The sequence below is a fragment of the Thalassomonas sp. RHCl1 genome (assembly GCF_947387555.1).
Taxonomy (GTDB): Bacteria; Pseudomonadota; Gammaproteobacteria; order Enterobacterales; family Alteromonadaceae; genus Thalassomonas.
Map to the genome: position 1 here is coordinate 17,540 of NZ_CANDNZ010000002.1, position 19,881 is coordinate 37,420.

Below are 19,881 nucleotides of genomic sequence, written 5' to 3' on the forward strand. Positions count from 1 at the left end.
GAAGTCATGTTAGTAATTCCGGATCCGGGCAAAAACCTGCTGAAGTTTTGCGCTGTCTTTTACACCTGGGCTGCTTTCCACACCTGAGTTGAGATCCAGGCCAAATAAGTCCTGGTTGCAGAGCTGTTTAAGCGCCTGTTCGATATTATCGCTGTTAATGCCACCGGCGAGCAGGGCCTTTGACAGATCCTGTTCGCTTGCTGTTAAGGTTTGCCAGTTAAAGGCCTGACCGCTGCCGGCATTTTTGCCGTCGAGCACAAAATGATCTGCCTGCTCGTTGAGCCGGGGCACTTCATCTACTACGGCAGATGCCTGCCATAGCTGGCACTGCGTAGGCAGTTTATCTTTAAGGGTCCGGATATAATCTGGGCTTTCACCGCCGTGTAACTGCACTGCCGTTAACTTGAGTGAACCGGCCAGTTCGGCAACCTCAAAGAGGTCGTGATTCACAAAGACCCCGACATAATCGAGTTGCGGTACCTGTTCGATAATGGCTTGTGCCTGTGCCACATCGATGCAACGGGGGGATTTCCCGGCAAAGATCAAGCCGCCAAAACGGGCACCGGCATCGGCGGCAGCCTGTGCATATTCCGGGGCGGTTAAACCGCAGACCTTGTTATTGCCAAAGACCAGCTTACGGCAGGCAAGGTCAATGTCCTCTTCTGCCATGATAGAGCTGCCCACCAGGAAACCGTCTACCGCCGGGGCCAATTCCCTTACCTGGGCATTGGTATAGATGCCCGACTCGGAAATGATGATGCGATCATCGGGTATGCTCGGCGCCAAATCAAAGGTACGGCCAATATCTGTCGATAGATCCCTTAAGTTGCGGTTATTGATGCCGATGAGTTTTGCCCCCAGGGTGATTGCCCTGTCACGCTCTTGCTCGTTGGAAATCTCCGTAAGTATTGCTAAGTTATACTGCTCGGCGATAGCGGCCAACTCCTGATATTGCTTGTCATCGAGCACGCTCAGCATCAACAAAATAGCATCTGCGCCATAATAGCGGGCCAGATAGACCTGGTAGGGGTCGATAAAAAAGTCTTTATTGAGCACAGGACAAGTCACGGTATCGGTGACGATTTTTAAATAGTCATAACTGCCCTGGAAGTATTTTTCATCGGTAAGCACAGAAATGCCGGCGGCGTACTTATCGTATTGCCTGCAAATGCTTTTAACATCAAAATCCGGGCGTATCAGGCCTTTTGAAGGAGAAGCTTTTTTGCATTCTAAAATAAAGCCCGCTTCAGGTTTATTGTCACTGCGTTTTAACGCGCCGTAGAGATCTTTTTCACTTGGCACTAAGTCATCAATAAAATCGCTAAGTGGTTTGGCTTTTTTAAGTTCCTCGACCGCTTCGCGTTTATCAAGAACAATTTTTTCAAGAACATTAGCCATTGGTTACCTCTTGCGTACTTGGCTTTTTATCTGCGGAAGGCTCTTGGCTGGCTGAGGGCTCATTAGAAACTTCCACCAGTTTTTTCAGGGTGGTTAGCGCCTTGCCGGAAGCCAATACTTCGCTGGCGAAGCTGGCGGCGGAGGCTAAATCATCACAGCGGCCGTTTAACTGCTCACGGTGCAAATAAAGCAATGCCGCACAATTGATGATCACCGCGGTATTATGGGCGGGTTCACCCTGGCCGGATAAAATAGCTTTGACGATATCGGCGTTTTCTTGCGGGGTGCCGCCTTTAATATCGCTAAGGGCATAAGTGTCCAGGCCGAAATCTGCCGGGCTGACGGTTTTTTCCGTGAGCTGGCCGTCGTTGATTTCGATAACTTTTGAACTGCCGTGGATAGCGATTTCATCCAGGCCGCTGCCATGGACTACCCAGGCCTGTTTTACCCCGGTCAACACTAAGCTTTTTGCCATGGTTTCCAGTAAATCCGGGGTATAGACACCCAACACCATAATGTCCGGGTGGGCCGGATTTACCAGCGGGCCGAGGATATTAAACAGGGTTCTCACCCCCATGTTTTTTCTCACCGGTGCGGCATGTTTAAAGCCCGGGTGGTAGGCCGGGGCATATAAAAAGCAGATATTGGCCTGCTGCAGGCATAAGGCGGCGGTTTGCGGGCTTTTCATTAGGTTCACGCCCAGGGCTTCGAGTAAATCTGCCGAGCCGGACATGGAAGAGACGCTGCGGTTGCCATGCTTGGCCATTTTCAGGCCACAGGCGGCAGCCAATATTGCTGCCGTAGTGGAAATATTGATGGTATCTGCACCATCGCCGCCGGTACCGACACAATCGGCCAGGGTAAAGTCCTGTTTTGGGAAAGGAGTCGCTGAGCCGCGTATGGCAACGGCGGCACCGGCGATTTCCTCTGGCGTTTCCCCTTTGATTTTTAATGCGGTCAGCATTGAGGCCAGCAATTCAGGAGCTGTTTCCCCGCTGATCACCTGCTGGAAAAATTGCTCAGCCTGTACCTGGCTGAGCGATTCACCGTTAACCAGTTGTTCAAGCATATTAGCCATGTGCTGCTCCTTGTTGGTTTGTACTTTGCTCTGTATTTTTGTGCTGTCCGATTAAATAACGAATGCTTTGCGCCAGTAAATGACTGCCGTAGGTGGTCAGGATAGACTCGGGATGGAACTGAAATCCTAAAGCATTATCCTGGCTATGTTGTATCGCCATCGGCAGATTTATTTGCTGATCTGAGGCTGTTGTTGCCGTGAAATGGGCGATCACCTCCAATTGCTCAGGCACGGATGTCGCTACCAGTGAATGGTAACGGGCAACGGGCAGGGGATTGCTGATATTTTCAAAGGCGCCGCTGCCGCTGTGGAATACAGGTGAAGACTTGCCGTGGACTATCTCCGGGGCTCTGCCGACGGTACCGCCATAATGCTGTACCAGTGCCTGGTGTCCGAGGCAGATGCCCAATATCGGGAAGTGTCCGGCGGTTTTGGCGATCAGCTCCATCAGGCAACCGGCGTTACTTGGCTCGCCGGGGCCGGGAGATAAGACTAACAGTACTTGCTGCTCGCAGGCCTGCATTTGCTTAATAATAAAGTCGGCGCTTAAGGTATTGCGGTAAATCACCGGCTCCAAACCCAAAACCCTGAATTCGTCCACCAGGTTATAGGTGAAGGAGTCTAGGTTATCGAGCATAAATACTTTTACACCGGACAGGGGCTGAGCCTGTGTTGTCTGGGAAAGTGTTGTTTGGGAAAGGGATGTCATACCTTGACCTCCTGCTCGCTTATACTTGCTGTGGCGGCGGTTTGTGTTGCCGCTGTTTTAATTGCGCTGATCACCGCCTGGGCCTTTTGCCGGGTTTCATTGGCTTCTGCCTGGGGATCTGAATCATAGACCACCCCGGCGCCTGCTTGTATATAAGCAGTACCGTTTCTGACAAAAGCAGAGCGGATCACGATACAGGTATCCATTTCCCCTTCACCGGTAATATAACCGACGGCGCCGCCGTAACTGCCGCGACGTTTGCCTTCATATTGACGGATCAGGCTAGTGGCGCGTACTTTCGGTGCGCCGGAGAGGGTACCCATATTCATACAGGCCTGGTAGGCATGTAAGGCATCAAGGTCACTGGACAAGGTGCCGCATACCCTTGAGACTAAATGCATGACATGGGAGTAACGGTCTACCTTAAGCAAATCGGCAATATGGCGGCTGCCGGGCTCGCTGACCCGGGCAATATCGTTGCGGGCAAGGTCCACCAGCATGATATGCTCTGCCAGCTCTTTTTTATCTTGGCGTAATTCCAGCTCGATGCGGTAATCGAGATCCAGGGATAATTTTCCGTCCGGGGTTAAACCGCGCGGGCGGGTGCCGGCGATGGGATAAATTTCTACCTGGCGGTTGTGTTGCTGGTATTTGATTGCCGACTCGGGGGAAGCGCCAAAGATGCAAAAGTCCGGGTCGTTCAGGTAAAACATATAGGGGCTGGGGTTGCTGAGCCTCAGCGCCCGGTAGGCGTTAAGGCTGTCGCTGCAGGGCACCCTGAAGGTACGCGAGGGCACCACCTGGAAAATATCTCCTGCCAGGATATGCTCTTTCAGTGAACGGACAATTTTGCAAAAAGCCGCATCGTCCAGATCGCTGGTCACTTCAACTGTCTGAACATCCGCATTTTTGTTGGCCTTATCCTGGCCCTTTGCCATGATGACCGGCTGCTCAAGTATTTGTTTGATATCGGATAAGCGGCGGCTGATCTCAAAATAACATTTTTGCTGTTCAGGGCCGGAAAATACCGCACCTATAATTTCACTCGAGCGTTTTTCGTGGTCAAGTACCACCAGGGTTTCCGCCAGGTAATAAACATAATCCGGGCAGGTATTTTCACCGTCCACCACATCCGGCAGCTGCTCGCTGCTGGCGATCATATCAAAAGCAAAAGCGCCGCCGAGAAATACGGCCAGCGGATGATGGTCGCTGTTGGTGATTTCTTGAAAGACCCTCAGGCCCTGAAAGGGGTTAACCGCTTTTAAGCGGGAATTTTCATCGAGCTCAGTGGCACTTTCGGCAAAGATGGCGTTAAAGCTTTGGTTATCGCCGCTGATATCGGCATAAGGGGCTAATTGTGCTTTGGCAAACGCCAGCGCCGCTTCCCCGTTGACGGATAAGGCGGTGAAGCTGACGATATTGCCGTGACAAACAATTTTTGCCGCAGCATCTGTCAGCAACAGGCTTTTCAGCTGATGTTTTTTATCAATTTCCGCCGACTCCAATAACAGGTTATTAAGTCTGTCGCCGCACAGCTTTTGATAAACCGCCAGCGGATCTTCCTGGTAGCGGGCCGACCCCGAGAGGGTATTGACCGCCCCCGGCTCGGCATTAAGTTTGTTTATGCTTGAAGCTAGGCCATGGCTCATAACTGTTTTCCTGCGGCGGCAACAAAAGGTTTAATATCTGCCATCAACCGGGAGAAGTCATCCGCGGTTAATGCCTGGTGGCCGTCTGATAACGCTTCCTTAGGGTTAAGATGGGCTTCAACGATAATACCGTCGGCGCCAACCGCTACTGCTGCACGGGAGAGGGGGTTGATCAGGGACTTGACGCCTGTGCCGTGGGAAGGGTCGACAAAAACCGGTAAATGGGATTTTTCCTTTAAATAGGCCACGGCATTTAAGTCCAAAGTATTGCGGGTGGCGGTTTCAAAGGTGCGAATGCCCCGTTCACATAAGATCACATTGGGGTTGCCGGCATTGATGATATATTCGGCCGCCAATAATAATTCTTCTAAGGTGGCGCTCATGCCGCGTTTTAATAATACCGCTTTATCTTGTTTACCGACCGCTTCAAGCAGGCGGAAGTTTTGCATATTGCGGGCGCCGACCTGGTAACAGTCGATATAATCATGCATTAATTCGGCATCGCTGGGATCGATAATTTCGGAAACAACCGGTAGCTGGTATTGCTCGCGTGCGGCTTTTAATAATTTTAACCCTTCAAGGCCCAGGCCCTGGAAACTGTATGGGCTGGTACGGGGTTTAAAGGCGCCGCCTCTAAGCAGCGGAACTCCCTGGTCTTTGATCATCTCGGCGACACCAAAGAGCTGGTCTTGTCCTTCTACCGAGCAGGGACCTGCGATCACGGTGAATTTTCCACCACCGACTTTGACGCCGCCGATGGAGATAATAGAGTCATGGGCTTGTAACTCCCGGCTGACGAGCTTGTAGGGGCTTAATACCGGTTTTACGGCATCTACCATAGGGTAGCTGTCTAAATGGAGTTGCTTGAGTTTACGTTCATCACCGAGGGCGCCTAAAACGGTGCGTTCTATGCCCGGCATATAGAGGGGCTTGAGTCCCAGGCTGGCAATTTTATCAAGAATTTCATTGGCATCTGTTTCAGTTGCCTGGGGTTTTAATATTATGATCATGGTTATTTCCTAAATTATTTTTTAAAGGGTTGTCATCCGGCGTAAATGGGCAAAAGCCACCAGATAAACCAGCTTTTTACTTTAGTTGTTAACATCTTTAATTCCTCAACGAATAGCGCTAGTTGTCTTGCTATAAAGTCGTGCCATAAGCGTGCTAGAAACGCGCTATAAATTAGTGTTAATAATATTTTATCTCTAGTGTTTGTTCGAGGTCACTTTTGACTGCATCGGACCTCTATTATTCATGTGAATATCTGCAAGGCTAAAAACGAAAAAACCCGCCTGATAAGCGGGTTTTTAGAAATTTTTTGCATGCAAGCAAAGAACACAACCCACTTATGTAGAGTTATGCCACCACCAAATCAATGAAATAGTTTGTTTTGCTTGTATCATTATTGCCATCTTCACAGTAAAATTGCGTCGAACTAAAATATTATCCCCTATAGAAGAACCCATAATGGACCCGATGTCAACACCCAAGCGCCATGATTTTTCAAATTTACGTGTTGATTTACATAGCCATACTAATTGCTCCGACGGGGCGCTGACGCCACAAACCCTGGTTGACCGTGCGGTAAACTGCCAGCTGGATGTGTTGGCGATCACCGATCACGACACCACCGGCGGCATCGCCATTGCCAGGCAGTATATCCGGGACAAGCAAATGCCGCTGACGCTGATCAGCGGTATCGAAATTTCTACCGCCTGGCACGGCTTTGAAATTCATATTGTCGGCTTGAATATTGATACCGGTAACCCGCAATTGCAGGCCCTGATCACACAGCAGCAGCAAGCACGTGAATTAAGGGCAACGACTATGGGAGCCAAACTGGAAAAGTGCGGTTTTCCCGGGGTTTATGATGCAGCAAAAGCCCTTGCCGGCGAGGGCTCCATTACCCGGGCCCATTTTGCCAAGGTCTTGCAACAGCAAGGCAGTGTCAGCACTATGCAGTCGGCCTTTGACAAATATATCGGTAAAGGCAAGCGGGCATTTGTTAAACCCGGCTGGTGTGAGATAAAAGAAGCGATAGCGGTTATCCATAGCGCGGGCGGAACTGCGGTGATGGCCCATCCGGTACGGTATGATCTCTCCGCCAAGTGGCTGAGAAGGCTGATCGTGCAGTTTAAAGAAGAAGGGGGCGATGCCCTGGAGATCGTGCTGCCACAAATGAGTCCGGATCAACGTCGCCAAATGCTAACTTATTGTTTAGAATATGACTTATATGCATCTATGGGCTCTGACTTTCATTATCCGACCAAGTGGAGCGATTTAGGCCGCCATTTGACCTTGCCGGATAACTGCAAGCCGGTGTGGCAACTGTGGCAATAGGCGCTTTGCTTTTAAAGCAGCAAAAGCCGTTGCAAGAATAACAAACTGGAGTGAGTGATGAGTCAATTTTTTTATGTACATTCGGATAATCCCCAGGGCAGGCTGATGAAACAGGCGGCGGCGATGATCCATGAGGGTGCGGTCATTGTTTATCCCACGGACTCGGGTTATGCGCTGGGCTGTCATATCGGGGATAAAAAAGCCCTGGATCGCATTTGTCAGATCCGTGAGATAGATAAAGAGCATAATTTTACCTTAGTTTGTCGGGACTTGTCGCACTTCTCCGAATATGCCCGTATTGACAATCCCGCGTTTCGCCTGATTAAAAACAATACCCCGGGAGCCTATACCTTTATCTTTAAAGGCACCAAGGAAGTGCCAAAGCGTTTGTTGAACCCGAAAAAGAAAACCATAGGCATACGTTTACCGGATAATGAAATCACCAAGGCGCTGCTGGAAGAATTAAAAGAGCCGCTGATGTCCACCAGTTTGATTTTACCCGGGCAGGAAATGGCAGAGTTTGACCCCGAACATATACGCGATGTCCTGGAAAAGCGGGTGGATCTGATCATCAATGGCGGTTATCTCGGGGAGAAACCAACTACCGTGGTAGACTTTTCCGACGGTGACGCCCATGTTATCCGGGTGGGGGAAGGAGATCCGGCGCCTTTTGAATAAAGAAGTCGTGATCGTTTTTAAGGTTTTCTTGAACATATGAGTCATAGTGCCGAACCCGGTTTAGTCGAGGACAAAACCCAAGGGGAAAAAGAGACCGGGGAAATGGTACAGCAGGTATTACCCCTGGCCTTTATCCGCGGCGAAGCCCTGATTGAAAAACCGCAAGATCTTTTTATCCCGCCGGATGCCCTTGAAGTGATACTGGAGACCTTTGAAGGGCCGCTGGATTTATTGCTTTATCTTATCCGCAAGCAAAAATTCGATATCATGGACCTGCCGATATCGCCGATTACCGAGCAATATATGGTTTATGTCGAGCTGATGAAAGATCTCAAGCTCGAGCTGGCGGCAGAATATTTAGTGATGGCGGCAATCCTGGCAGAAATAAAATCCCGGCTGCTGTTGCCCAAACAAACGGTAGATGAGGAAGAAGAAGATCCCCGGGCAGAGCTGGTCAGGCGCTTGCAGGAATACGAAGTGATCAAGCAGGCCGCCGAAGACCTTGATGAGTTGCCGCGCCTGGAGCGGGATATTTTTATCGCCGATGCTGCCCTGGCGGATAATTTTGTCCAGCGCCAGGTCCTGGCCGAAGTGAGTATGGCGGAGCTGATGGCGGCCCTGAACGCGGTGATCAAAAGAAATAATGCCTTTGAACATCATCATATTCATAAAGAAAGTTTATCTACCCGCGAGCGCATGAGCGCAATACTAGCGCAATTGAAACAGGCGCCGAAACAGGCCCCTTATGTGGAGTTTAGTCGTTTGTTTACCCCGGGCGAAGGGCGCCAGGGGGTCGTGGTGACCTTTTTGGCCATTTTGGAGTTAGTGAAAGAATCACTGATTGAATGCATTCAAAGCCAGGTTTACGGCATGTTACAAGTGAGATTAAAAGGGTGAAGTCGATAACGGATGAAAAACTCTTGTCTTTAGTGGAAGCGGCGCTTTTTATCGCCGGTAAACCCATGACAGTACAAAGCCTGAAACAGGAATTGTTGCTCGATTATCAGGTAACCAACAAACGCATCAAGCAGGTGCTTGAGCAGTTAATACAAGATTACCGGGGCAGAGGCATAGCCTTGGCGAAGGTGGCTTCCGGCTACCGCTTTCAGGCCATTGCCGAGCACAGTGAAGATTTATCGGCCTTGTTTAAGGAAAAATCGCCGCGTTATTCCCGGGCATTACTGGAAACCCTGGCGCTGATTGCCTATAAACAACCCATCACCCGGGGAGAAATCGAAGATATTCGCGGCGTGGCGGTCAGCAGCCATATTATCAAAACCCTAACGGAAAGAAACTGGATCAAGGTGGTGGGTCATAAAGAAGTACCCGGGCGTCCGGCCTTGTATGCCACTACCAATGCCTTTTTGGATTATTTTTCCTTAACTTCCCTGGCGCAGTTGCCGGAATTAATGCCGATTTCAGCATTATCCCTTGGCGATCATGATACAATGCCCGGACAGGTAAGTGAAAACCCATAAAATCTAAGCGTTAATCCGCATCTTTGCTCAGTAAAAGGTAAAAGGGCGGCTTAATTAAACCACAGAGCCAGATGCGTAGTGTTCCCGGATGTTAAACCGGGAAGGTGAAGCAACTGACGAGAGAGAGTTAAAGACCTATGTCTGAGAAGTTACAAAAAGTACTGGCGCGTGCCGGTAAAGGTTCACGCCGTGAAATGGAAACCGTGATCAGCCAGGGGCGGGTCAGTGTCGATGGCAAAACCGCCTATCTGGGAGACAGGGTTGAAGGCAATGAGCAAATCCGCATCGACGGCCATACCGTAGTGCTTAAGGACAAAGAGCAAGATCTCTGCCGGGTGTTGATGTATAACAAACCCGAAGGAGAAATGTGTACCCGTAAAGATCCCGAAGGCCGGCCGACGGTTTTTGATCGCCTGCCGCCGCTGGAAGGGGGCCGCTGGGTGGCGGTGGGACGCCTGGATATCAATACCTCGGGTATGCTGCTGTTTACCACGGACGGCGAGCTGGCGAACCGTTTGATGCATCCGTCTCATAAGGTCGAGCGTGAATATGCGGTGCGGGTTTTTGGCGAAGTGGATGAAGCCATGCTGCAACGTCTGCGCGGCGGGGTAAAATTAGAAGATGGTCCGGCGCGTTTTCAAAAGATCACTTATCACGGCGGGGAAGGGCGCAACCACTGGTTCCATGTGGTGCTTTCTGAAGGGCGTAACCGCGAAGTACGCCGCTTGTGGGAAAGCCAGGATGTACAGGTCAGCCGCTTGATCCGGGTCCGTTACGGCAATATGGAAATGCACCGTCAGTTGCCGTTAGGGGGCTGGACCGAGCTGGGTTTAAAGGAAGTGAACTATTTCCGTAAGCTGGTCAGTTTGCCGCCGGAAACCAAGAGCAAGGTGAAAGTGGACGAAAAAGCCATTGATAACGCGAAAAGCCGCCGTATCCGCCGCTCGGTGAAAAAACACCAACACAGAACCCAGCAGGCCAACCGCAGAAGACGGACCTAAGGGCTGTCAACCAAAGCGCCCGGTGCCAGTGCCGGGGGCAATTTAGTGCAAGCCTCTGGCAACAGGGGCCTTTTCGTTTTATATTAGCGTTTTATTTTAGCCGCGGCTAACAGGAATTTTTGTGCAAGAGAATCAATTACAACAGCATTATATTGAAGATTTTAACTCTCTGACTGATTTGTGCCGGCAACTGAGTAATTCCAAGGTGCTGGCGGTTGATACCGAATTTGTCCGCACCCGTACCCTATACCCCAAACTCGGCCTGTTGCAGGTATGTGACGGCGAGCACCTGGCCCTGATTGACCCGGTGGCCATTGAAGATCTCTCGCCGTTTTGGCAGTTATTGACCAACGGCGATATCGTTAAGGTTTTGCATGCCTGCTCGGAAGATCTGGAAGTGTTCTTATGTGCCGCCAACTGCAAACCCGTTAACCTGATTGACAGCCAGATCATGATGTCCTTTTTAGGGCAGGGGCTGTCTATGGGTTATGCCGCGATGATCCAGCATTATACCGGCATTGAACTGGATAAGTCTGAGTCTAGGACCGACTGGACCAAAAGGCCTTTAAGTGAGCGTCAGCTCAGCTATGCCCGTGCGGATGTGTTGCATCTTTTTCAGGTCTACCCGCAAATACTTGAGCAGCTTCGTGATTCCGGCTGGCTGGAGGCCGCAGAAGAAGAAACCCGGTTACTGATCGAACGTAAATTTAAGCCGGTTGATGAAGATACCCTGTACCGTAACCTTAAAATGAGTTGGCGTTTAAATGCCAAACAGCTCAATAACTTAAAATTTCTGGCAAGATGGCGTTATCAGCGGGCCAAGGTACGGGACCTGCCTTTGGGTTTTATTGCCAAAGACGATACCCTGATCGCGCTTTCGCAGCGTGCGCCAAAAAGTGTCGGCGCCATGGCCCATATCGAAGGCATAGATGTGCTTGATATCAGGCATCAGGGCAAAGCCATGCTGGCGGTATTAAAACAGGCGGATGCGGTGAGCGAAGAGTACTATCCGGATAAGATCATTCGTCTGGATGAATATCCGGGTTATAAGCAGATCTTTAAGAAGGTAAAAAACTTCATCGCAAGTGAGGCCAAAGCCGCCAACCTGGCGGTGGAGAATCTGGCGTCCAAAAAACAAATCAACCAGTTTCTCAGCTGGTATTTCAAAATTAACGGCGCCGGGCAGGATACGGCTTCGGTGGATATCTTGTTGAACTGGCGTTTGAAATTGTTCGGCGAGAAGTTGCAGCGTTTTGCCGAAACGGGCTTTGGCGGTGAAAAATAACGTCAAAAGCACTTTTACAAGACAGTACCGGCTTATTTTACCTCAGCGGATCTGGAAAAGTTGATGGAAAATAAGCCACCCCCTACCTTGGCGTGTTAGCCGCGATAGAAAAAACGTGAATTCGTGGTAATTCACATGCTATATTGGCGGTCTGTTTTTTCATATTTTCAATATTGAATTTTCATCTTCAGCCGATTTTTGATACTAAGGTCTCCATTATGCTATGTGCGGTTTATAGAAGCCCGAAAAAAGAACAAACTTATCTCTTTGTCAAACAACGTGACGACTTCTCCGATGTACCCGCTCCCCTGATGTCTACTTTTGGTACCCCGCAGTTGGTTACCCTGGTTAATTTAGCCACCAAAGATAAGCTGGCCCAGGCAGATATTGAAAAAGTAAAAACGAATTTATCCGAGCAGGGGTATTATTTACAGTTACCACCGCCGAAGGAAGATTTGTTGGCCGAGCATAAGGCGATGCAAAAACAACAGCAGGAGCAAAACTGATATGACAGCAAACCTTCTTTTAGGAAATAAAGTGAAAGCGGTCCTGGTTTCTTTGGCATTAAGCGCCGGTTTGTTATCGGTGAATAGCTTTGCGGTTGCGGCCGAGACATCTGAGGCACAAAAGCCCAGTTTCGAAGCTTATGTTGAACAGCTAAAAGCCGAAGCGCTGGAGAAAGGTTTTACTCAGGACTTGCTTGAGAGCAGTTTTGCCAATGTGACCTTTCACAAACGTGCGGTTAAAGCGGATCGTAACCAGCCGGAAAAAGTAGAAACCCTTGATACTTATTTACCTAAACGGGTACCGGACTGGAAAGTTAATCGCGCCCGGGAAATGTTTCAAACCCACAGGGAATTGCTGAGCCAGATAGGAGACAAGTACCGGGTGCAGCCAAGGTTTATCGTTGCCTTATGGGGCCTGGAGACCAACTTCGGCCGCATCATGGGCAATTATAATGTTATCTCTGCTTTATCAACCCTGGCCTATGAAGGCCGCCGGGAAGCTTTCTTTAAAAAGCAGCTGTGGGCAGCGCTGACCATTTTGGATCAGGGGCATATTAGCATAGACAAGATGAAGGGCTCCTGGGCCGGCGCCATGGGGCAAAACCAGTTTATGCCGACTTCTTTTGTCAGTTATGCGGTCGACGGTGACGGCGACGGCAAAAAAGATATCTGGGGCAATCATGCCGATGTCTTTGCTTCGATGGCGAATTATTTAAGTAAGGAAGGCTGGAGCGATGAACTTACCTGGGGACGCCAGGTGAAATTACCTGAGAACTTCGACCATTCGCTGGCAATCCCGAAAAATACCGGCAGCCGGAAAAACTGGCTTAAAGCCTGGGCCGAATCGGAAAAATCACTGGCAGAATGGCAGAAACTCGGGGTACGGCGCAGTGACGGCACTAACCTGCCTAAAGTCGATATTAAGGCCGCCCTGGTTTTTCCCGATGATGAGAACGGCCGGGTGTACCTTGCTTATGATAACTATAAGAGCTTGATGCACTGGAACCTTTCTTATTATTTTGTCAGCTCGGTGGGGCATTTGTCAGACAGGATCAAGTTTCCGCCGCTAAAAGCGGCAAAAGAAAAGTAAATCACGGCAAATTTTTGTTATAATGCAGCGCCCGGACAGTAAACTGCCCGGGCGTTTTTCATTCTATAACGCAGTTAAACGGTAAATCAGTTGAGCATGAGCAGTAACAAAAACGCAGCAGTACAAGTCCCTTTCTGGGAAAGTAAAACCCTGGCGCAAATGACCCGGGAAGAGTGGGAGTCCTTGTGTGATGGTTGTGCCAAATGTTGCCTGCACAAATTTATCGACGATGAAACCACAGACGAAACCACTGAGCTGTTGCCGACCGATCATATCGCTGAAGATGAGCATATGGTCTATTCCAGCATTGCCTGTTTTTTATTAAACGATAAGACTTGCCAGTGCTCCCAGTACCAAAAAAGAACCACCTTAGTGCCTGATTGTGTCAGGCTGACCCAGGATAATCTTGATGATGTCTTTTTTATGCCGCCCAGTTGCACTTACCGACGTTTAAATGAAGGACGGGGTATGCCTTCCTGGCATCCTTTACTGCATAAAGGGAAAAAGTCTGCCATGCATAAAGCCGGCATGTCGGTGCGGGGGAAAGTCATTAAGGATGATCAGGTGAGTTTGGATGATTTTGAAGATTATATTGTGTTGTGGCCATTGGATGATATTGATTAACTGGAGTAACTCCAGACAATGAAGCTATTGCACAACAAAACCTGAGTGAAGACAAAGTGGTGATTTAAGATATTCATTGCTTTGTCAGGTATCTTTACATGCGTTCCGCATTGTTTTTGCTATTTCTTTATCTTTAATTTTTACTGCTAGCCGATAAAAAGATTTATCTTCATTTTAATCAGTTTGTTGCCATGGCTTTCTTCTTAAGGTTCCGATATAAAATATATTTTACTCTCCTGAATTTCCAGATCAGAATAATCACCTTTCTGTATGAAAAACACTCGAAAATCGTCTGTTTTTTTTACATGTTATTGGGGGGGTTATAAATAGCTAATTATAAGTATTTGTTTTTGTTTGTTATTTAATGTTTGGCGTGGTTGATGCTTAGTAGCCAGCAGTAGTTCGTAGTTTTAGGCAGTAACTAATTGATAGGTGTACATAATTAAATAAACTTATATAACAAAGATAAGGAAACTCTATGAAATATCATGGACTGATGAAGAAAATCACGCTCGGTATCCTGGCCGGCGTTCTATCTGCTAATGCAAACGCTACATACCTGTCTATCGCCGCTGAAGGCGGATTCAACCATTATACTGAAGATCTGGCGCAAGGTACTGCCTCCACTGAATATGTTAGTCAAATGCCTGATGGTACCCTGGTCAGAGATGCCGATCAAAGCGGCGGGGCCACTGTTCATGATGGATTGCGCTGGGGAGGAAACGGAACTTATAGCTCGTTAGTTCTGGAAAATTTTGCCCCGGATATTGATGCTTTAGATACCGCTTACGCCGTTTCAGCCATTACCCATAATAATTTTGATATCAGTGCACAATTTGCCTGGTTGGTGACGGCCTCTATTGCCGGCTCTCTGGAATTTAGCAGTACCCATTCCGGCGGGATAGCGGCTGGCTTTGGCAGCACTACTGTGGTAGATGACTTTACCAGTGACGTCAGCACAGAATTCAATATTGATTTCAAGGAAACCTATAATACCAGTTCTACTGATACCTGCGAACGTGTCAGTGATGATGTTGACCCGAGCAGCGGCGACCATGTGTACGTTTCGGCTTGCGACGACTACTTTGATTTTTCCGTTGATAACCCGGATCCTCTACCGGATTCCTTGCCGTTCTCAATTCCTTTTTATATTGATGGCGAGCATTTTGCGTTAACGGTTTTCTTTTCTGAAGACGGTGCTACCCCGATAGACCGTGATCGTTTATGGACGGAAGAAGAAAAGACATCCACTTTTTATACCATGGTGAGCTTAAGCCGGGTGCCTGAGCCTGAAACCTTATTGTTACTTGGTATGGGATTGTTAGGACTGGGCTGTAAGCGAAGAAATAAAACGGCTTAATATTAAGCTGAGTTTACGAATAGATCACCTCAAGCCCCGTTCAGGGGCTTTTTATTTTATCGGCAAAATTGTTGAGTGAATTTTAAACACCTTCAAGCCGGTATAGTTCTCACTAATGTCCCCTCTGCTCCTGCCTGTTAGATGAAATCGGCCGATAATTTCCAGCAAAGGCAATAATTTTCAGACATTTATATAAGGTATTACCAATTTGAATATTCAAAATAGCCCCAATCTCACTTTTTGCTGTGTTATCGCGTTGCGATAAGTGGTACAACATTAAAGGGACAAAAGAAAGTCTAGGAAATATAACGCAGTACTTAGTATTTCATGTGTTCGCTCTTGCTAATTTTACTTTGTTGAAGGTGTTTTATGATCATAGGAATTCCCTCGGAGTCACAAACGGGTGAAAATCGCGTTGCCGGTTCACCGACCGCAGTGGCTGCATTAATTAAATTAGGTTTTTCGGTGCAAGTGGAGTCGGAGGCCGGCACCAGGGCCAGCTTTACCGATGAAGAATTTATCAATGCCGGGGCCACCATAGTTGATGCCAAAACCAGTTTCGCATCGGATCTGGTGTTAAAGGTAAATGCACCGACACAGGAAGAAGCCAGTTTATTAAAACCGGGCAGTACCTTAGTCAGTTTTATTGCCCCTGCGCAAAATAGTGAATTACTCGAAACCCTGAGCAATAAGTCTGTCACCACCTTGGCCATGGAAATGGTGCCGAGAATGACGCGCTCGCAATCCATGGACGCCTTAAGTTCGATGGCGAACATTGCCGGATACCGGGCGGTGATAGAAGCCACCCATCATTTTGGCCGTTTCCTGACCGGGCAGATCACCGCCGCCGGTAAAATGCCGCCGGCAAAAGTGATGATCATCGGCGCCGGTGTTGCCGGACTTGCCGCCATAGGCACTGCCGGTAGTTTAGGGGCAATAGTACGCGCCTTTGATACCCGTCCCGAGGTAAAAGAACAAATTGAAAGTATGGGGGCGGAATTTCTGGAACTGGACTATGAAGAGCCGGAAGATACCGGCTCCGGGGACGGTTATGCCAAGGAAATGAGCCAGGCCTTTATTGATGCCGAAATGGCGCTATTCGCCGCCCAGGCCAAAGAGGTCGATATTATTATCACCACGGCGATGATCCCGGGTAAACCGGCGCCGAAACTTATTACCGAAGAAATGGTACGCTCGATGAAACCCGGCTCTATAGTGGTAGATTTAGCCGCTGCCGGGGGAGGCAACTGTGAATTAACCCGGGCGGGAGAAATTACCGAGGTGGCGGGAGTGACGATTATCGGTTATACCGACCTTGTCTCCCGTTTGCCAAACCAGGCGTCACAACTTTATGCGAATAACCTGGTTAACCTGCTCAAACTGCTTTGTCCGGAAAAAGACGGCAGTTTGAATATCGACTTTGACGACCAGGTTATCCGCAATATGACGGTGGTGAAAAACGATGAAATCACCTTTCCGCCACCGCCTATCCAGGTGAGTGCGGCACCGGCTAAACCTCAGGCGGCTCCGGTCGCAGCAGCTGCTGAAGAGGAGCAGCCAAAGTCTAATACCAAAAAACATATCGGCATGTTAATCGGTGCCGGCTTATTTGGCTGGGTGGCCAGTGTAGCCCCGGCGGATTTTCTTTCCCACTTTACCGTGTTTGTGCTGGCCTGTGTTATCGGCTATCACGTGGTCTGGAATGTTTCCCATTCGCTGCATACGCCGCTGATGAGTGTCACCAATGCCATTTCCGGTATTATCGTGGTCGGTGCGCTGTTGCAGGTGGGGCAGGATAATCTCCTGATCCAGATATTGGCAGGCATTGCCGTGCTTATTGCCACCATTAATATTGTCGGTGGCTTTGTTGTCACCAACCGTATGTTAAAGATGTTCAGGAAATAAGGGGTCAGTCATGGAAATATCGATAGGTTTGATTTCGGCCGCTTATGTTATTGCTGCTTTATTGTTTATCTTCAGTTTAGCGGGCTTGAGTAAGCAGGAGTCCGCCGAGTCGGGCAACTGGTACGGGGTGATCGGCATGATCATCGCCCTGGCGGCGACCATTGCCGATGAGCGGGTGTCGAACATCCATATTATTGTCGGCACTATGATCGTCGGTAGCCTGATAGGGTTACGCCTGGCAAAAAAGGTGGAAATGACAGAAATGCCCGAACTGGTGGCGATATTACACAGTTTTGTTGGTTTAGCCGCGGTCTTGGTGGGTTATAACAGCTATTTTGAGATGCAACACGGCCCGGGCCTGAACCTGACGGCAGAGCAGCAGATGGCGACCAATATTCACTTGGTCGAGGTGTTTTTAGGGGTCTTTATCGGTGCGGTAACCTTTACCGGCTCTGTGGTCGCCTTTGGTAAATTAAGAGGGGTGATTAACTCGGCGGCGCTGATGTTACCCCACAGGCATAAAATGAATTTGCTTGCCGGGGTCGCTTCTGTGGTCCTGATGGTGATTTTTGTCCAAGAGGGCGGCAGCGATCTGCATCTTTATATTATGACCGGCATTGCCCTGGTGTTTGGCTGGCATCTGGTGGCCTCTATCGGCGGTGCGGATATGCCTGTGGTGGTCTCTATGCTTAACTCCTATTCAGGTTGGGCGGCAGCGGCAGCCGGTTTTATGCTCAGCAATGATTTGCTGATTGTTACCGGCGCCCTGGTGGGCTCATCGGGGGCTATCCTGTCTTATATCATGTGTAAGGCCATGAACCGCTCCTTTATCAGTGTTATTGCCGGCGGCTTCGGTACCGATGTCAAAGTCGACAGTGAAGCGGACTATGGCGACCATGTGGAAATTCAGGCAGAAGCGGTAGCGGAATTACTTTCCGGCGCCAAGTCAGTCATTATTACCCCGGGTTATGGTATGGCAGTGGCCCAGGCACAATATCCGGTTTATGAAATGACCCAGCAGTTAAAAGCCAAAGGGGTGGATGTGCGTTTTGGCATACATCCGGTGGCGGGGCGTTTACCCGGACATATGAATGTCTTACTGGCGGAAGCCAAGGTGCCATATGACATTGTCCTGGGGATGGATGAGATCAATGATGATTTTTCCGATACCGATGTGGTCCTGGTGATCGGCGCCAATGACACCGTTAACCCGGCGGCAGCCGAAGATCCAGCCAGTCCGATTGCCGGTATGCCGGTACTGGAAGTGTGGAATGCGAAAAACGTCATCGTCTTTAAGCGCTCTATGAATACCGGCTATGCCGGGGTGCAGAATCCGCTGTTCTTTAAAGACAATACCCAGATGTTGTTTGGCGATGCCAAAGAGTCGGTGGAGATGATTTTCAAGGCGATGTAGTTTTTTGATGTTCGTTTAGAAAAGCGAAAACTTATTCAGGCCAGTCATAAATGACTGGCCTGTTTTTTTGTGTTTCACCCTAACAGAGGAGACAAATTAAAGCTTTAATTCTGGCTAGTTGTTCTTTGCATTCTTTTAGCACCGGCCAGCGCCCGATCGGTCAGCGTGGTCACGACATTGCCTGAGACGGTATCGTATGGGGGAACAAAGAGATCATTTTGGAAAAATGCCGGGTTATTATCTATGATAGGATTGCTGTCTACCAGGCTGGAGGCCGCCACCATAGATAAGGAATTGACGATACGGTTTTGTACTTGTTTGCCGATAAAGTAGTTGGCAAAAATTTCCGCCGCTTCGAGCTTTTTGCCTTTTAAGGAATGGACAAAGTTAATGGTGTCCAGCCACACCATGCTGCCTTCTTTAAACTGGATCAACTGCCAGTTGTTGCCTTTATTGTTTTCCCGCATGATCTCCGGTCCCCAGCTGCTGACAATATGCAAATTCTCGTGAAATACCGGTCCGCTATGCCATAGATGGCCGGCATTGGCGTAAAGGCGGGTGAGTTTGGCTATCAAGTCACTGTTTTCGGCTTTAAGTTTGATCAGCTCGGCATGTTGGTGATTACGCACCAGTTCATTGATATAAAAGGGAGATTTTCCCATCGACATCAGGGTAATGCCGATGTTGTACCATTCCTGGCTGAGGTTATAGGAAACTCGCCCTTGCCATTTCGGCAGCCATAAGTCGTTCAGGGATACGGGAATGTCTTGTTTCTTTACCTGATTGCGGTTGACATAAAAGCCATAAGCACCGCCGCCCCAGGGAATATAGAACTTTTTATCCTCGACCATACCCATGGGAATATCGGTCAAGCTCGGCTCCAGTGCTTGATAGTTGCTGAGCCTGGGGGATTGGGTATTGATGGGCTGTAATAAATGCAGCATACGTTGGTGCTGCATTTTAATAAAAAATAAGGTAAGAAAGGTAACATCTGCCTTGCCGGCGCGGATGACATTGAACATCTGATCGGCATCATCGGCAAAGGGGGTGATCACTTTGGCTTCAATGTCATAGTTTTGCTCTGACAGCAGTTTGTTCACCCGGGTTAAGTCCTGCTCGGTGACGTAACCGTCCCAGGTAAAGATACGTAAGCTTTCCTTTGCCCACAGCTCCCCGGCGCAGCAAAAACATAACATAAGCCCTATGGCTATTTTTCCGGGTCGGTTAAGCAAGCTGTTGTGCCACACGCCTTAATAAATCCTCATGCTAGGCCGGTGTACCTAGTATAGAAGTGATCTTTAGCGCCAGCTAACAGGAGCAAAAGCTTTTTTGCTATTCCTCTCTTTTGTCGGTAGCATGTTTTTTC

18 protein-coding genes are annotated in these 19,881 nt (G+C 49.0%); 12 read left to right on the forward strand and 6 right to left on the reverse strand.

The features are described from left to right. Positions 1–9: 9 nt before the first annotated feature. From trpCF to aroF, 5 genes are read right to left on the reverse strand one after another with little or no spacing between them, the layout of a single operon-like run. On the reverse strand, positions 10–1,398 hold the full coding sequence (trpCF, locus tag QL234_RS06200; RefSeq protein WP_281556978.1) for a bifunctional indole-3-glycerol-phosphate synthase TrpC/phosphoribosylanthranilate isomerase TrpF: 1,389 nt from the start codon (positions 1,396–1,398) through the stop codon (positions 10–12). Then, positions 1,391–2,476, reverse strand: a complete 1,086-nt coding sequence (gene trpD / locus QL234_RS06205; protein ID WP_281556979.1) for an anthranilate phosphoribosyltransferase — start codon at positions 2,474–2,476, stop codon at positions 1,391–1,393. The genes trpCF and trpD overlap by 8 nt, the downstream gene beginning before the upstream one ends. Then, entirely contained in the window at positions 2,469–3,185 is a 717-nt protein-coding gene (locus QL234_RS06210; protein ID WP_281556980.1) for an aminodeoxychorismate/anthranilate synthase component II, read from the reverse strand. Before QL234_RS06210 ends, trpD begins: the two co-directional genes overlap by 8 nt. Further along, positions 3,182–4,834 carry an anthranilate synthase component 1 gene (locus tag QL234_RS06215; RefSeq protein ID WP_281556981.1) on the reverse strand — a complete coding sequence of 551 codons (1,653 nt, stop codon included), beginning with the start codon at positions 4,832–4,834 and terminating at the stop codon, positions 3,182–3,184. The genes QL234_RS06210 and QL234_RS06215 overlap by 4 nt, the downstream gene beginning before the upstream one ends. Further along, entirely contained in the window at positions 4,831–5,844 is a 1,014-nt protein-coding gene (gene aroF / locus QL234_RS06220; protein ID WP_281556982.1) for a 3-deoxy-7-phosphoheptulonate synthase, read from the reverse strand. The genes QL234_RS06215 and aroF overlap by 4 nt, the downstream gene beginning before the upstream one ends. A 466-nt stretch (positions 5,845–6,310) precedes the next feature. On the opposite strand from aroF, the gene QL234_RS06225 reads away from it, so the two are divergent. The 12 genes from QL234_RS06225 to pntB all read left to right on the forward strand — a co-directional run bounded on the left by QL234_RS06225 (position 6,311) and on the right by pntB (position 18,515). Then, positions 6,311–7,174 (forward strand): PHP domain-containing protein, encoded by an 864-nt coding sequence (locus QL234_RS06225; protein ID WP_281556983.1) that lies wholly within the window; start codon positions 6,311–6,313, stop codon positions 7,172–7,174. A gap of 57 nt (positions 7,175–7,231) precedes the next feature. Further along, entirely contained in the window at positions 7,232–7,852 is a 621-nt protein-coding gene (locus QL234_RS06230; RefSeq protein ID WP_044831735.1) for an L-threonylcarbamoyladenylate synthase, read from the forward strand. A gap of 102 nt (positions 7,853–7,954) precedes the next feature. Continuing rightward, a complete protein-coding gene (locus QL234_RS06235) occupies positions 7,955–8,749 on the forward strand; it encodes a ScpA family protein (protein WP_281557769.1) in 795 nt (264 codons plus the stop codon). Further along, the gene (gene scpB / locus QL234_RS06240) at positions 8,746–9,330 is read left to right on the forward strand and encodes an SMC-Scp complex subunit ScpB (RefSeq protein WP_281556984.1); all 585 of its coding nucleotides are present in this window, start codon (positions 8,746–8,748) and stop codon (positions 9,328–9,330) included. Before QL234_RS06235 ends, scpB begins: the two co-directional genes overlap by 4 nt. A gap of 137 nt (positions 9,331–9,467) precedes the next feature. Then, positions 9,468–10,331, forward strand: coding sequence for a 23S rRNA pseudouridine(2605) synthase RluB (rluB, locus tag QL234_RS06245; protein WP_044831733.1), 864 nt, complete (start codon positions 9,468–9,470; stop codon positions 10,329–10,331). A gap of 121 nt (positions 10,332–10,452) precedes the next feature. Then, positions 10,453–11,616: a ribonuclease D gene (gene rnd, locus QL234_RS06250; RefSeq protein WP_281556985.1), complete on the forward strand. Its 1,164-nt coding sequence runs from the start codon at positions 10,453–10,455 to the stop codon at positions 11,614–11,616. Positions 11,617–11,834: 218 nt separating this feature from the next. Further along, complete coding sequence (locus QL234_RS06255; RefSeq protein ID WP_281556986.1) at positions 11,835–12,122, forward strand: YcgL domain-containing protein; 288 nt, start codon at positions 11,835–11,837, stop codon at positions 12,120–12,122. A 1-nt stretch (position 12,123) separates the two neighbouring features. Further along, positions 12,124–13,212 carry a lytic murein transglycosylase gene (locus QL234_RS06260; RefSeq protein WP_281556987.1) on the forward strand — a complete coding sequence of 363 codons (1,089 nt, stop codon included), beginning with the start codon at positions 12,124–12,126 and terminating at the stop codon, positions 13,210–13,212. Between the two features lie 96 nt (positions 13,213–13,308). Continuing rightward, positions 13,309–13,836 carry a YcgN family cysteine cluster protein gene (locus QL234_RS06265; protein ID WP_281556988.1) on the forward strand — a complete coding sequence of 176 codons (528 nt, stop codon included), beginning with the start codon at positions 13,309–13,311 and terminating at the stop codon, positions 13,834–13,836. A 478-nt stretch (positions 13,837–14,314) separates the two neighbouring features. Then, positions 14,315–15,196, forward strand: coding sequence for a THxN family PEP-CTERM protein (locus QL234_RS06270; protein ID WP_281556989.1), 882 nt, complete (start codon positions 14,315–14,317; stop codon positions 15,194–15,196). Between the two features lie 369 nt (positions 15,197–15,565). Beyond that, on the forward strand, positions 15,566–17,101 hold the full coding sequence (locus QL234_RS06275; protein ID WP_281556990.1) for a Re/Si-specific NAD(P)(+) transhydrogenase subunit alpha: 1,536 nt from the start codon (positions 15,566–15,568) through the stop codon (positions 17,099–17,101). Positions 17,102–17,117: 16 nt separating this feature from the next. Beyond that, entirely contained in the window at positions 17,118–18,515 is a 1,398-nt protein-coding gene (pntB, locus tag QL234_RS06280) for a Re/Si-specific NAD(P)(+) transhydrogenase subunit beta (RefSeq protein WP_281557770.1), read from the forward strand. 104 nt (positions 18,516–18,619) lie between these two features. Here pntB and QL234_RS06285 read toward each other — a convergent pair whose 3' ends face one another. After that, positions 18,620–19,762, reverse strand: coding sequence for a PotD/PotF family extracellular solute-binding protein (locus tag QL234_RS06285; protein ID WP_281556991.1), 1,143 nt, complete (start codon positions 19,760–19,762; stop codon positions 18,620–18,622). Between the last annotated feature and the right edge of the window lie 119 nt (positions 19,763–19,881).

Bases quoted from the DNA above. Each gene is read 5' to 3' on its own strand.
- QL234_RS06270 (WP_281556989.1), top strand. From the start codon at position 14,315: ATGAAATATCATGGACTGATGAAGAAAATCACGCTCGGTATCCTGGCC.
- QL234_RS06225 (WP_281556983.1), top strand. From the start codon at position 6,311: ATGTCAACACCCAAGCGCCATGATTTTTCAAATTTACGTGTTGATTTA.
- QL234_RS06230 (WP_044831735.1), top strand. From the start codon at position 7,232: ATGAGTCAATTTTTTTATGTACATTCGGATAATCCCCAGGGCAGGCTG.
- rluB (WP_044831733.1), top strand. From the start codon at position 9,468: ATGTCTGAGAAGTTACAAAAAGTACTGGCGCGTGCCGGTAAAGGTTCA.
- trpD (WP_281556979.1), bottom strand. From the start codon at position 2,476: ATGGCTAATATGCTTGAACAACTGGTTAACGGTGAATCGCTCAGCCAG.
- QL234_RS06260 (WP_281556987.1), top strand. From the start codon at position 12,124: ATGACAGCAAACCTTCTTTTAGGAAATAAAGTGAAAGCGGTCCTGGTT.
- QL234_RS06255 (WP_281556986.1), top strand. From the start codon at position 11,835: ATGCTATGTGCGGTTTATAGAAGCCCGAAAAAAGAACAAACTTATCTC.
- QL234_RS06235 (WP_281557769.1), top strand. From the start codon at position 7,955: ATGGTACAGCAGGTATTACCCCTGGCCTTTATCCGCGGCGAAGCCCTG.
- QL234_RS06265 (WP_281556988.1), top strand. From the start codon at position 13,309: ATGAGCAGTAACAAAAACGCAGCAGTACAAGTCCCTTTCTGGGAAAGT.
- QL234_RS06215 (WP_281556981.1), bottom strand. From the start codon at position 4,834: ATGAGCCATGGCCTAGCTTCAAGCATAAACAAACTTAATGCCGAGCCG.
- QL234_RS06210 (WP_281556980.1), bottom strand. From the start codon at position 3,185: ATGACATCCCTTTCCCAAACAACACTTTCCCAGACAACACAGGCTCAG.
- trpCF (WP_281556978.1), bottom strand. From the start codon at position 1,398: ATGGCTAATGTTCTTGAAAAAATTGTTCTTGATAAACGCGAAGCGGTC.
- QL234_RS06275 (WP_281556990.1), top strand. From the start codon at position 15,566: ATGATCATAGGAATTCCCTCGGAGTCACAAACGGGTGAAAATCGCGTT.
- aroF (WP_281556982.1), bottom strand. From the start codon at position 5,844: ATGATCATAATATTAAAACCCCAGGCAACTGAAACAGATGCCAATGAA.